We start from the raw sequence: 13,486 nt of genomic DNA on the forward strand, positions 1-13,486 counted from the left end.
ATGAACAACCAAATTAATTTCGGTATCGACCTGGGCACCACCAACTCCCTGATCGCCAGGTTCCAGAATGGCGCCGTGGAAATCTTCAAAAACCCGTTTGGCCAGAAAGAAACACTGCCTTCGGTGGTGGCCTTCCGGAAAGACAGGATCATTGTTGGCGACAAAGCCCGTGAACTGATAGAGAAAGATCCGGAAAATGTATTCTCTTCTTTCAAAAGAAAAATGGGAACATCGGAATCTTTTTTTGTACCCAATACCAGCGATTTTAAAACACCGGTAGAACTCTCTGCCCTGGTACTCCGCGAACTCAAAAACTTTATCTATACCGGTGAAAAACCGGAAGCAGTGATCATCACCATCCCCGCTTCTTTTGACACGATCCAGTCGAACGCTACCAAGAAAGCAGGCAACGATGCGGGCTTCAGCGAAGTACTGCTGTTGCAGGAGCCCATTGCCGCCAGCCTGGCTTTTGCCAACAAACAAGCCAACGCTACTTCCCTGCAGGGACAGTGGCTGGTGTATGATCTCGGCGGTGGCACCTTCGACGTGGCGCTCGTGAAAATTGTGGATGGCGAAATGCGTGTTACCGATCATGAGGGAGATAACTATCTTGGTGGCGTTGACTTCGACATCGCCATCATAGAGCAACTGGTGATCCCTGCCCTGCAACAACAACACGCCTTCCCCGACCTGCTCAACGAAATGCGCAGCGCACGCGGTAAATACAATACACTATATCATATCCTGCTCAAAAAAGCAGAAGAAGTAAAAGTGCAGCTCACCGCCAGCCCTTCCGCAGAAATAGAATTTGAGATCACCGATGCCGGCGGCCAGGTACAGGATATTTATCTCACCATCACCCGCGAACAATTTGAAACCGTTATATACGACCGCATACAATATTCCGTTGATCTCGTAAAAAAGATCATCGACCGTAACCACCTCACCGCTGCCGATATCAAAGAAGTAGTGATGATCGGCGGCAGTACCTACATCCCGCTGGTAAAAAACCTGGTTACTGCACAACTGGGCATCCCGGTTAACTGTAGCGTAGATCCTACCACTGCTGTAGCCGCAGGCGCAGCATGGTATGCCGGCACCAAAACAATTACTCCGTCCAAATCTGCGGTCAGCAAACCTTTGGCGGCAGGCACACCGGACATCCGGTTTAAAACGGCCTACCAGAAAAACACCGCCGATAAGGAAGAATATTTCACGGCTATTGTAACCGGTCCCGTAGCCGGACTAAGCTACCGCATTGTGCGCACCGACGGCGGCTACGACAGTGGCATCAAACCGCTACAGGAACGCATCTCCGAAATGTTATTGCTCGCCGAAAACACCAGCAACGCATTTAATATCCTGGTATTCGATGCCGCCCACAACGAACTGCCGGTACAGGCGCCGGTGATCGCTATTTCCCAGGGCAAGTTCAATATTCATGGTCAGCCGCTGCCCAACGATATCTGCATTGAAATAGATGACCTGGAAAACAATACGACCAAGCTGGAACTTATCTTTGAAAAGAACGCCATCCTCCCATTGAGGAAAACGATCATCAAAGAAGTGATGAAAACCATCCTGCGCACCAGCCAGGACAGCCTGCTGATCAACGTACTGGAAGGCAGTCGCTATGCCATCCCGGGCAGTTGTATCCCCCTCGGCATGATCGAAATAAAAAGCACTGACCTCATCACCGACCTCGTAAAAGGCTCCGATGTGGAAATTACTTTGCAGATCAGCGAAAGCAGGGACCTGTCCGTGAAAGCAGTACTGCTCATGAACGAACAGGAATTCTCCGAAGTATTTAACCCGATGGTCAGGAAAATAAACACTGGCAAACTGCTCGACGATATCCGCCAGCTGCGCCTGAGTGCATCTGAAAAAATAAAATCATTCAGGAGAAGCCAGCAATATGAACTGGCTGCCACGGTACAAGATATCATGGTGGATCTTGATCATATCAGCAACCGCCTGGAACTGCTCAGCTCAGACGATGTGACCGATGAAAAATATCAGCTCGAAGAAAAGAAACGTAAACTTGCGCAGCACCTCGACAGCACCGGGAAAGACCAGCTGATCGTAGAAATCACCGAACTCTATTTTAAACGGAAAGAATATTGTTTGTATAATATCCGGGAAGAAGAAGACAGCGCCCGCATGATCCGTTTTGAAAAGGTCATTGCCGATGAAAGCGCCTGTCTTTCTTCACAAAGCTACTATGCGATCAAAGCAAAAATTGATGAGCTGAATGACCTCACCTGGGAAATAAGACGCAACAAACCCGAAACCTGGATCAATGCGTATTATTACTATGCCAATGTAAGTACAGAAGATTATACTGATCCGCAAACAGCTGCCCGTTTCAAGGAAATCGGAGAAAGAGCGCTGGAGCGGAAAAATTATGAAGAACTGAAAGTAGCCGTGAATCAACTGTACAACCTCATGCCGGATACCAAAAAAGAATCCGATCAGCTGAAAGGAACCGGGATCGGCTAATTGGCGATTTCCAGCTCTATGCCTGCGGCATTATTTTCCAGCAGGTTGAAATGGAGACTGGTACTGTCTGTGAGCCCGATTTCAATAGGGATATTCCGGTTGGAAGTGGCCCAGTAATTGGGGTCCAGTTTGAAAATAAGGCTGCTTTCTTTGAGGAAGTCTTTGGAATTTTTATAAGGCAGGAGGAAAAAGCCTTTTGCACGGTATGCATGAACATCGCTCATCGGATATTTAGCTTCCTTTGTTCCATCCCAGTGTTGCCCTGCATAAACATACAGTTGGTTAACTGCGAGCTGTAGTGGTAGATAAGCACTATCCGCCGGCGCAATATAACAGGAATAAAAAGTATCCGGCGTTTGGATCATGGCGATGAAAGGAACTATTAAACGGTTATAGAGGTGAAGGCTTTGGCGGTGAGCTGTATTCGCCTTTGGCGCGGAGACGGTCGCTCCCGGTTTGCGGTCTTTAAGACGATCGTCCACCTTTTTTAATACAGTAGGGTCGTTTTTTTTCAGGGCGGCTATAAAATCGGGACCATATACGTCATCTCCTGTTTTGAGTGTTTTACTGGTATCCTTATTGTTTAGAGGATATATAGAGTCCGTTTGTAGATTAGATAGGAGGTATTTTACGGGCTCGTAAGTAATTGCATCTGTGAAATATTCTGATTGAGTTGCGGCTTTAGGTTGCGGCTTTTTCTTCGGCAAGCTGGTAAGAAAGGTTAAAAACACGAATACTGATATAAGGATCAGCAATACTCCAGCACCCTCTTCAGTTATCCAGCGTGGCTTAAGAGGGCCTATAAAATATCCTACCCTCTGCGATAAAGACATCTTCTTACGAAGCTCTTTTTTATGCTCCAGCATCCGCTCTTTCCATCGCTTATTTTCCTCCTGTACATACTCCGTAGTCTGTAACTTTTCCACCAAATCAAGAATAGCCATCCCATTCTGAAAATCTTTCTGGTATATAGCCAGACCCACGTTGATCAGGCCAATACCATAATCGCTTCTAAACTCATGAAAACCACGCGGCAATATATTCAGCTGTTGCACCAGCGTGATATTGGCCCACACTGACAGTTCCTTCCACCGAATAAATACACCATTTCTCAGTTTTCCGATAATAATTTTAAGGTGTTCCTCCAACACCTGGGTATAACGGAATATCCGTCTATAACTGGTAGTAGTATGCTCTCCATCCAGTAGCCAGGGATTGGCAAAAAGATGGGAGGTATTTTGCAGCTCCTGATGTTTCAAACTATCCAGTACCGCATTTGTAAACAGCGGTTCATAATAAGGAGAGATAAATTTCAGGAATGCATTTTCTTCGTAAAGCGGGTTATCTGCAAACCGGCCCGTGATGTCACCCGTTTCGAGGAAATGCAGCAGCACCGGGTCGGCGGCGATTTGCGCATGATAGCGTAGCTCATTGCCTAACGACAGCTGGTCAAAAAACTGCAGGAGCTGGTGCTTATTGAATACCCAATCATTTACTTTAAGTTGCTTATCATCCGACAGGTCCAGTTCTGCCAGCATTTTTTTCCGGAGAAGGGATAACACAGCACTGTTCCCGGTATCTACGGGTCCACCATGAACGGCTTCCAGGAAACTAAGGGGATTCACATACTTCATAAGAAAGCAAAATAAATAAAAAAGCGGCTACTCCATCGGAATCAGGTCTACGCCGTTGAAATTATTGGTCAGCTGCCGGAGTTGCAGTTGCTGCTGCACGTGGTTCTTTTCGGATAAGAAAACTTCTACCGGGATATAACGGTTGGAGTGCTGCCAGTAGCTGCTATCCAGGTTGAGCTGCAGGCAGGAGGTTTTCAGGAACGAAAGCGCATCATAAACAGGCATAAGAAAAAAACCTTTAGCACGATAAGATGGCACGTAGTCCATTGCATACTCCGCCTTCCATTCTGCATCCCAGCCAGTGCCGGCGTAAAAGTATACCCTGCTTATGGAAAGCGGCAGGGGCACAAAGGCGCTGTCGAACGGCGCTATGTAACACGAATAAAAAGAGTCGGGCGTTTGCACCATTGTAATCAGCGCTCCATCCTGGCGGTTAATTACCTGCATACTTTGCCGGTGCGCGGCATCGTTCCGGGAGCTGTCTTCCGGCGCCCACTTCCTCGACCGGCCAAAAGGCGGGCGCACAAAGCCGGCGCCGTAATCTCCCTGCATCCGTACGGCTTTCATAAAATCGGCGCCATACACATCTGCGCCCGTGGCAGGAGCCGGGAGCTTAGGACCTTCCAACAGCTTCTTCACACGTTTTTCATTGTCCATCAATAACTGTGATAAAAGATACTGCATAGTCAGCGATGTGCGGGCGCCGGTAAAAATGCTGTTCGCACTTTCCCCGACCTTTATACGGGGTACCTGTTCCTGTTCAAAGCGCGCACCGATGATGATGGCCGTAATAATTACCAGCGCAATCCCTCCTTTCAGCAAAGTATCGCGGAGCAGTTTCCGGCGTTGTTGTTTCGTTTTATACTCTCTCCCGAAAAACCTGCCCAGCAATGATTTGCGGCTGGCAGCTTTTTCTTCCAGTTGCTCTAAATATTTAGCTGTTTCTTCTCTCACATACGCGCCGCATTTCAACGCTTTTGCGGCATACAGGATTTCCAGCGCCTTTTTATTTTCACGGGTGCCGTCCAGCGCCAGTGCGAAGTTGATCATCCTGATACCATAGTCGTTTCTGAACTCCTGGAAAATTTCCGGCAAGGCGTTCAACACCTGTACCTGTTGCAAATTCACATACGGCGCTGCGTCCTTCCACCCGGAGCGGGGATCCGCCCTCCTGCGTTGTTCTGCCGCTTCCAGTATTTTATAGGATTCCTGTAATGCCCGGAATATTTTATCATAACTCCGGTGCTGGTGTTCACCGTCCATTAGCAGCGGGTTGGCATACAGTTGCTGTACTGCCGGCGCCTGCTGTTGTTTCAGGCTATCGAGTACCGCAGTGGTAAACACCGGCTCATAAAACGGCGCTATAAAAGTGAGGAAGACAGGCGTATTGTAAAGCGGGTTATGATTAAAAAATCCTGTCAGCTTACCCGTTTCCAGGAAAACCAACAGGACGTTATCATCCCTGATCTGTTGATGTAAGTGTAATTTGCCGGGCGACTGCAGTTCATCAAAAAAAAGCAGCAGGTCGTTTTTACTGAACCATTGCGCTCCTGCCCGTAATACCTTTTCTTCCGATAATTCCAGCTCTGCCATCATTTTTTTCCGGAGAAGGGATATCGCAGCAGTATCCTCTGTTGATACGGGTCCGCCATTCATCTTCTCCAGGAAAGCAAAGGGATTCAGGTATTTCATATACCGGCAAAATACTAAAAAAAGTAATCAGCCAGTTCAGGAAAACAGCAGGTAAGCCAGTATCAGTGTAACAATTACGTTAAACGTTTGGGCTATCAGGAACGCATATACCGGTTTCCTGCTTTCTGTACCGATCAGGTCCTTGAAATTCGTTTCCAGCCCGATACTGGTAAATGCCAGCGCAAACCACAGTCCCTGTAAACTTTTCAGCGATCCTTTCTCCGGCGCAATAGCGGCGGGCGACAACAAAAAGGAGAACACCAGCGACGCGATGATAAAGCCGATCACAAATTTTGGAAACCTGTCCCAGATCACTTTCAGTGTGGGCTTTTGCTCCTTATCGGCCGCATTCGGATGTTTGGTATACGTCCAGTATACGGAAATCGCAAAAGCGGCAATACCCAGTAACACATTCTGCGAAAACTTCACAATGGTGCTGATCTTCAGTGCAGTTTCACCTACCAGCGATCCGGATGCTACCACTGCCCCGGTAGTATCTATACTACCACCCAGCCAGGCCCCTGTTACTTCTTCGGGGAACTGGAAATGATGGGCAATCATCGGCATAAAGATCATCATCGGGATGGCCGTGATCAATACCAGTGAAATCACCAGCGATAACTTCTTTGAATCGCCTTTAATAGCGCCGGAAGTAGCGATGGCGGCAGACACCCCGCAAATAGACACCGCGCTGGACAACATCATGGTCAGCTCTTTATCTATTTTCAGTTGTTTACATACCCAATAGGAAAAATACCAAACAGAAATAACGACCACCAATGCCTGTATCAGTCCAAGGGAACCGGCTTTCAGCACATCTGAAAAAATAACGGTGGTACCGAGCAATACCAGCCCTATCTTCACAAAAAACTCCGACGTAAGGGATTCCCGGAACCAGGCAGGCAGTTTAAACAGGTTACCGATCAGCAACCCGATGATGAGGCTGAAAATTACCGCTTCCAGTCCCAGTTCATTCAACGCAGCATTACCTGCTACAATCAGCGCCAATGTGGTTAATATAAACACTGCCGGGAATACCAGCAGGGTATTTTTTAGCGATCTGCCAGTAAGAAAGGACCCGAGCAGGGCCACCAGCAATACGTAAATAAACTGTGCGCCGATTTTTAAAAAGTTGGCGCCGGTCAGCACCTTCGTGGTAAGGTCACCGGCGGTGCTCCATTTGTAATCCGGTAAAGCAACATGTACTCCGGCCAGCGAAAGCAGGATGATCAGGAACCCTAGTACAACAATGGCCCAATCTTCCTGTAAATAAGACTTAACTCCAGGCATATTTATTCATTAAGATAGTGACGGTTTAAAAAAAATCTTTCAGCACGGTGTTGGCAGCATGGTAGCCACACATGCCATGAACGCCGCCCCCCGGCGGTGTGGCAGAGGAACAGATATAGATTCCTTTGGCAGAGGTACGATAGGGTGAAATGCGGCAGGCAGGGCGCGTGTACAACTGCCTGATGTCGATGATGCCGCCATTGATATCGCCGCCTACATAGTTTGGATTATATATTTCCATCTGTTGTGCATTCATGGTATGTTTTGCCAGGATCAGGTCGCGGAACCCCGGTGCAAAGCGTTCTATCTGCTGCTCAATGATCCGGGTCATATCTGCATCGCTGCCGTTGGGAACGTGGCAATACGCCCATGCCGTATGTTTTCCGGCGGGGGCCCTTTCATCAAACAGGCTTTGCTGTGATAACAATACAAAAGGCGCCTTACAGATTTTGCCATCGTATGCCTGTTGCTCTGAGAATGCAATTTCCTCAAAGGTGCCTCCCAGGTGTACCGTGATGGCCTGCCTGCATTCCGGCGCTGTAAAAGGAATGGGGCCGCTCAGCGCCCAGTCCATTTTAAACACGCCCGGACCGTAACGGTAGCGCGACAGCTGCCGTTTATAGAATGGTGAAAACTGATCACCGGCAATGGTGAGCAGTTGTTTTGGCGTGAGATCAAACACCACTGCACGATGCGATGGCAATTGCCACAGTGAACTAACGTGCACGCCTGTTTGAATTTCTCCGCCCAACGAAACAAAGTACTGCGCCAGGGCGTTGCCAATGGCCTGTGAACCGCCTTTGGGAACCGGCCATCCGTAGCGGTGGCCTACCGCCGACAATACAATACCGATGGCCGCAGAAGCCACATTGGTCAAGGGTTGTATGGAGTGTGCCGTCATGCCGGCCCATAAGCCCCTGGCGGCCGTAGTGGAAAACCTGTTGGCAACCGCCGATGCTGAACGCAGCGCATTCAGCCCAAAACGGGCCATGATCAATGGATGCCGCGGAAACGAAAAGGGCCCCAGGCTATCTTCCGCCACCGCCTCCCAATTGTCGGCTACCGGTTTTATCAGTTCCCGGTACACTTTTTCATCTGCTCCCAGCGCACGGGCGGTATCGTCCAACGAGCGGGCCAGGAAGGCTGCAGTACCATCGTCAAATGGGTGGGCCGCTTCCAGCGGGGAATAGGCAAACTCCAAACCGTAATCTGCCAGCGGCAATTTGGAAAAAAAAGGAGACCCCATGGCCATCGGGTGCACCGCAGAACATACGTCGTGGTAAAATCCCGGCAACGTGAGCTCGGCAGTACGCATGCCCCCGCCAATGACGTCCTTTGCTTCCAGCAGTAATACCGATACCCCTTGCTGTTGCAGCCTGATGGCGGCAGATAAGCCATTGGGTCCGGACCCTACCACTATTACATCGTAATCTTTTTTCTCCATGAGCTGCTTGCCGCGGTTGAGAGGTACTACCCCCGCGCTGATTTATTAGTCTACAAACTTAGTATACTATTAACGGGAATGCAAATTATTTTTGAGAAAGATAATATTTTATTTCGCGTCTTCCACCACTACACCCAGGCGCAGGGCTTTCAAACCGCTGAGGCCCTGCAGGTCTTCCAGTTCCAGTTCCTCCAGCTCCGGCTGCAGCACACCGGTTTCCTGTAAATAGCGGATAAACGGCAGGTAATCATCTACGTCGTCTTTGTCGGAATAGATCAACGCAATTTTATCGGGCTGGGTTAACCGTTCTTCGGTATTCCGGATATGTACTTTGTCGATCCGCTTCTTGATCATCTGGTAACGGATATTATACGCGCCCTCCACATCAAACTTCCGTTCATCTGCCCGGAAGCTGATATCGATAGGATGGTTATGCACAAAAATAAGCTGGGTGGTAAACAACTCCTTCTCCATTTGCGCGATCAGCGAGTGCGTTAGTTTGGTGATGGCTACCATGGAAGATAACTGCCATAACCGGAGGTTTTTGAGATGGAAATGATTGAACGGCTTCGCCGGTGCAATAGATTGACCAATGTAAATATCATACTCCACGCCATCCGTTCTGAACTTTTCAAAATAACAGGGATAAGAATCCTGCAACTTGGCTTTCTCTGACTCCAGGTAGTTGTTTGCCGCCTGGGTGATCAGCTGCATAGATGTTTCCAGCGCATCTTTATTCACATTACCCGCCATGCTTTGCAGGCAGGTGTTAATCGTTTCGCGGGTATCAGGATATTGCGCCGCAATATGTTGCAGGTAATTCACCGATTCCTCTTCCAGGAACCTGTTCAGCGCGTTTTCATCGGAAGGGCTCAGCTGCTGATGCAACAGGGCCTGCTGCCATCGCTGGCTATGATAGATCATTTCCTGCAGCAGGTCATTTTGCTGGTACTTGCGCAGCAAGTCCAGGGTACTGGCAAGGATGCTTAAATGACTGTCCAGGTCAGCAATGATGGCCTTATTTCTTTCTACAGTAGAATTCCGGATATCAATGGCGCCATACAAAGGGTATACTTCTTTAAACAATATATTGGTGATGACAGCCGGCCGGTTCTTTTTCACCCTGTACAGGTAATGCCAGGCGGCCTCATTAAATTTCCACTGCACGGCCGGTTGTATGGAAGTAAATTTCTCTTTGATCACCTGCTCTATCTCCCCGTTAAATTCGTCTATATAGATCTGTAGTAGCTGGCCTATTGCGCCTATGGCAGGTTCCAGCAGCGACAACGTTTTCTCGTCAAAACTATGATCGCTCCAGGTATGTGCCGCAAATGCCCCTACCGGTTCACCCATATGGAAAATGGGCATAATCGCCAGCGACTTTACCCCCTGCTGACGGAAATGTTCCAGGAAGGAATATTCTTCCCGCGTTTCTTTTCCGATATCCCCGGAAAAAAAGAAAAGTGGTTTCGACATAAAGGCCTTCGCATTTCTGCTGAACTCCTCCGGCGACAGGCGGCTTTCACCCCACACGGCAAACAATACACCTGTTCCACCTTTTTCAAAACTATATACCGGGTTATCATTTACGCGCAGGAAAGGAAACAGGTCGAATTCAATCCTGCTGTCACGCACCAGCGATTTAAGCGATAAGATCACCCGTTCGTAATTCTGTTCGTCAATTAATGTAGTACGCGATAACCGCATACCGGCAATATTCTCCACCGCTTTCTCCGCCGTTACATCTGTTACGGTGATCACACAAAATCCACGGAAGCTGAACAGGTCCAGCGGCAACATATCTTCCAGTATCTCTTCGCCACCACCTTCACTGAAATGCGTATACAACTGCACAAAATCAATGTCCGGCAGTTTCCCTTTTGCCGTCACGTTAACAAAGTCGGTGCTGATGGCCACCGCATAATATTGCAGCAAACCGGTAGCTGTATTTACGCCTGCATGGTATTGCTCCGTTTTTACCGGCGCCTGGAAATTATACAGCCGTTGCAGGATCAGTGAATACACCAGCTGCAGGCGCTCCCGGTGATAATCTGCCGGTGTGCGCGTTACTTCGTAGTTATACTCCGGCGAATTATTTGCCAGCAATTGATAGATCAGGTCTGTACCATAAAAAGTAGTGGGAAGAAACGGGAAGCTGAGTCCCCAGGCCAGCTGATATTCCGGGCTCATGGCCGGAGAAAGGCAGGCATATACATATTCCAGCAGGCCGGAATACTGAGGGGTTTCTTCCAGGGGAATATCCCGCCGGCCAATATCCGATGCTTCAAACGCGGCCAGGGCTTCTTTATACAACCGGGCTTTCACGGTGGGTTCTTCGTGGATCCGCTGCCTGAGATAGGCGATAAATGGTTCAAAGGAAATGGCTGCATCTATGGCCAGTGGCTGCGCCTTATTTCCTGACACATCCAGGATGGTTGTTTGCATAAAGGGGAAAATTCTTTTTCAGGATCAAAGGTAGGGGAAATCCTGGCTATTTACGAGGTGTAACACGCATGCGATCGCGGAAAGCAATAAATATCTTACCTTGTTGGACTGTAATTTCACCCCATTACGAACATCTCTTAAACAGCTGCAAATCATGAAAACAATTTACCTGTTAACAGCTGCGTTATGCCTGTTAATTAACTCCGCAACCTTTGCCCAGCAAGACTCTGCCGCCATGATGAAAGCATGGGCAGACTACATGACACCAGGCCCCGCACACCAGAAAATGGCAGAAACCGATGGCGAATGGACAGCCGACATGACCTTCTGGGAAAAACCGGATGCCCCGCCCAGCAAATCAACCGGCACCGTCACTTACAAGATGATCCTCGGCGGCCGCTATTGCGAAGGCCGTTACACTGCCAACATGATGGGCATGGACTTCGAAGGCATTAGTACTATGGCGTACGACAATGCAAAGAAAAAATACTTCTCCACCTGGGTGGACAACATGGGCACCGGCATCATGGTGATGGAAGGTGAACCCCTCAAATCCGGCGATGGACTTGAATTTACCGGCAAAGGACTTGACCCCGCCACCGGCAAAGAACACAACGTACGCCAGGTATTAAAATGGCAGGATAAAGACCATCACACCATGGAAATGTACCGGTTAACCGATGGGAAAGAAACAAAAGACATGGAAATCAAATACACCCGCAAATAACACCAGATCTGGCAGGGGAATTAACTTCCGGGTGGAAGCTATTTCCTCTGCTTTAAAATATTATTCACCTCATAGTCCGGTGCACCTCCTGCATAAGAGGCCACCAGCGCTCCCAGGGCATTGGCAAACACCAGGCATTCCCGCGCCGCACGCCCTCGGATCACACTATGCAGGAACCCCGCCAGGAACGCATCCCCGCTTCCGATGGTATCCGCCACCTTCACCACAATACCAGGTTCCACATAAAAAATATCATTCATAAACAACAACGCACCGTCACCGCCCATCGTTACCACGATAGTAAGAATCCCAAAACGCTCCGATAACATACGCACGGCCTGTTCTTTATCCACAAAAGGATGATACCATCCGCTGATCAGCGCCAGTTCATCCGCATTCAACTTCAGGATATCACACTCCGCCAGTAACCATTCCACATGCGCCTGGGTATAATGCGGCTCCCTTAAATTAATATCCAGCACCTTCACCACTTCCTCCTTCAACGCCTGCTGCAACGTATGCAACGATACCTTGTCGCGCGAACAAAGACTTCCAAATACAAAATAACGTGTAGCCGTATCCTTTATCCGCACTGCCAATGCCGGCGTGTATTCAATAAAATCCCACGCCGCCGGGTATACGATATCATAATGCACATTATGCGGGTCAGTCATATCCGCATATACTTTCCCCGTTTCCTGCTGCTCATCGGTCTGAACCAGGCTGGTATCCAGCCCATACCGGTGCAGCATGTCCAGCAACCCCTGCCCACGGGCATCGCGTCCCACACGGGATACCAGCGATACCTGCTCTCCCAGCTTCTGCAGGTGGTAAGCTACATTCATCACCGCGCCACCGGGTAATTCTTTCTCCGGTAAAATATCCCAGAGCATTTCACCAAAACATACAATCCCATTTGCCATAACTTTTGATTAAAGGTGATGATCCCTTACATTGTTCAGACAAAATACGATAAAGCACTTATATTTATAACGCGAAGCCCCCTAAAACCCGGAAAAAGATGCACCAGGAAGAACATTTAAAAAGCTCAGATTTTATTACAGACATGGTCATTGGCATGAGCGACGGATTAACCGTGCCCTTCGCCCTGGCCGCAGGACTCAGCGGCGCCGTGAGCAGCAACAACATCATCCTCACTGCTGGTATTGCCGAAATCGTAGCCGGCTGTATCGCCATGGGTCTCGGCGGATACCTCGCCGGGAAAACAGAACTGGAACACTATGAAAGCGAATTAAGAAGAGAATATACAGAAGTGGAAACCGTACCCGACAAAGAAATGGAAGAAGTGAAGGAAGTGTTTGCGGAATATGGCCTCAGTCCCGAAGTACAACACCTGATTGCCACTGAACTGTCGAAAGACAAAACCAAGTGGGTGAACTTCATGATGAAATTTGAACTGGGACTGGAAGCACCCAACCCAAACAGGGCGCGGCAAAGCGCGCTCACCATCGGCGCTTCCTATTTTGTGGGAGGATTGCTGCCACTATCGGCTTATCTTTTCACGGACACGCCTCAACGCGGTTTAATAGGTTCCACCGCGCTCACCATCATCTGCCTGTTTGTATTCGGCTATTTTAAAAGTAAAGTAACCGGTCAGCCACCCGTGCAGGGAGCCCTGAAAGTAACCATGATAGGCGTGCTTGCAGCAGCAGCCGCTTTTGCCATCGCAAAATTGGTTTCCTGAAAAATGAACATATACAAGGCCCGGCTGTTTGTAATCAGATCATTCGCATA

The 13,486-nt window shown here is 48.8% G+C and carries 9 protein-coding genes; 3 read left to right on the plus strand and 6 right to left on the minus strand.

All coding sequences use genetic code 11. The features are described 5' to 3' along the window. On the plus strand, window positions 1-2,499 hold the full coding sequence (locus AB6805_RS04090; RefSeq protein WP_370908181.1) for an Hsp70 family protein: 2,499 nt from the start codon (window positions 1-3) through the stop codon (window positions 2,497-2,499). On the opposite strand, the gene AB6805_RS04095 is transcribed toward AB6805_RS04090, so the two are convergent. The 5 genes from AB6805_RS04095 to AB6805_RS04115 form a co-directional block, all read right to left on the minus strand. Next, entirely contained in the window at window positions 2,496-4,133 is a 1,638-nt protein-coding gene (locus AB6805_RS04095; RefSeq protein ID WP_370908182.1) for a hypothetical protein, read from the minus strand. The two genes, AB6805_RS04090 and AB6805_RS04095, sit on opposite strands and share 4 nt — an antisense overlap. 27 nt (window positions 4,134-4,160) lie before the next feature. After that, a complete protein-coding gene (locus tag AB6805_RS04100; protein ID WP_370908183.1) occupies window positions 4,161-5,825 on the minus strand; it encodes a hypothetical protein in 1,665 nt (554 codons plus the stop codon). 36 nt (window positions 5,826-5,861) lie between these two features. Then, complete coding sequence (locus AB6805_RS04105) at window positions 5,862-7,115, minus strand: YeiH family protein (RefSeq protein ID WP_370908184.1); 1,254 nt, start codon at window positions 7,113-7,115, stop codon at window positions 5,862-5,864. A 25-nt stretch (window positions 7,116-7,140) separates the two neighbouring features. Next, window positions 7,141-8,559, minus strand: coding sequence for a phytoene desaturase family protein (locus AB6805_RS04110; RefSeq protein WP_370908185.1), 1,419 nt, complete (start codon window positions 8,557-8,559; stop codon window positions 7,141-7,143). Between the two features lie 108 nt (window positions 8,560-8,667). Further along, window positions 8,668-11,004, minus strand: coding sequence for a GAF domain-containing protein (locus tag AB6805_RS04115; RefSeq protein WP_370908186.1), 2,337 nt, complete (start codon window positions 11,002-11,004; stop codon window positions 8,668-8,670). A gap of 154 nt (window positions 11,005-11,158) precedes the next feature. Here AB6805_RS04115 and AB6805_RS04120 point away from each other — a divergent pair, with 154 nt between their 5' ends. Continuing rightward, window positions 11,159-11,731 carry a DUF1579 domain-containing protein gene (locus AB6805_RS04120; RefSeq protein ID WP_370908187.1) on the plus strand — a complete coding sequence of 191 codons (573 nt, stop codon included), beginning with the start codon at window positions 11,159-11,161 and terminating at the stop codon, window positions 11,729-11,731. Between the two features lie 38 nt (window positions 11,732-11,769). On the opposite strand, the gene AB6805_RS04125 is transcribed toward AB6805_RS04120, so the two are convergent. Continuing rightward, a complete protein-coding gene (locus AB6805_RS04125) occupies window positions 11,770-12,654 on the minus strand; it encodes a carbohydrate kinase (RefSeq protein WP_370908188.1) in 885 nt (294 codons plus the stop codon). A gap of 98 nt (window positions 12,655-12,752) precedes the next feature. On the opposite strand from AB6805_RS04125, the gene AB6805_RS04130 reads away from it, so the two are divergent. Next, window positions 12,753-13,436, plus strand: coding sequence for a VIT1/CCC1 transporter family protein (locus AB6805_RS04130; RefSeq protein ID WP_370908189.1), 684 nt, complete (start codon window positions 12,753-12,755; stop codon window positions 13,434-13,436). Window positions 13,437-13,486: the final 50 nt, after the last annotated feature.

This window comes from Chitinophaga sp. RCC_12 (assembly GCF_041360695.1).
Classification (GTDB): domain Bacteria; phylum Bacteroidota; class Bacteroidia; order Chitinophagales; family Chitinophagaceae; genus Chitinophaga.

Excerpts from the sequence above, each read along its gene's own strand:
- AB6805_RS04090 (WP_370908181.1), top strand. The coding sequence starts at position 1 with ATGAACAACCAAATTAATTTCGGTATCGACCTGGGCACCACCAACTCC.
- AB6805_RS04095 (WP_370908182.1), bottom strand. The coding sequence starts at position 4,133 with ATGAAGTATGTGAATCCCCTTAGTTTCCTGGAAGCCGTTCATGGTGGA.
- AB6805_RS04100 (WP_370908183.1), bottom strand. The coding sequence starts at position 5,825 with ATGAAATACCTGAATCCCTTTGCTTTCCTGGAGAAGATGAATGGCGGA.
- AB6805_RS04105 (WP_370908184.1), bottom strand. The coding sequence starts at position 7,115 with ATGCCTGGAGTTAAGTCTTATTTACAGGAAGATTGGGCCATTGTTGTA.
- AB6805_RS04110 (WP_370908185.1), bottom strand. The coding sequence starts at position 8,559 with ATGGAGAAAAAAGATTACGATGTAATAGTGGTAGGGTCCGGACCCAAT.
- AB6805_RS04115 (WP_370908186.1), bottom strand. The coding sequence starts at position 11,004 with ATGCAAACAACCATCCTGGATGTGTCAGGAAATAAGGCGCAGCCACTG.
- AB6805_RS04120 (WP_370908187.1), top strand. The coding sequence starts at position 11,159 with ATGAAAACAATTTACCTGTTAACAGCTGCGTTATGCCTGTTAATTAAC.
- AB6805_RS04125 (WP_370908188.1), bottom strand. The coding sequence starts at position 12,654 with ATGGCAAATGGGATTGTATGTTTTGGTGAAATGCTCTGGGATATTTTA.
- AB6805_RS04130 (WP_370908189.1), top strand. The coding sequence starts at position 12,753 with ATGCACCAGGAAGAACATTTAAAAAGCTCAGATTTTATTACAGACATG.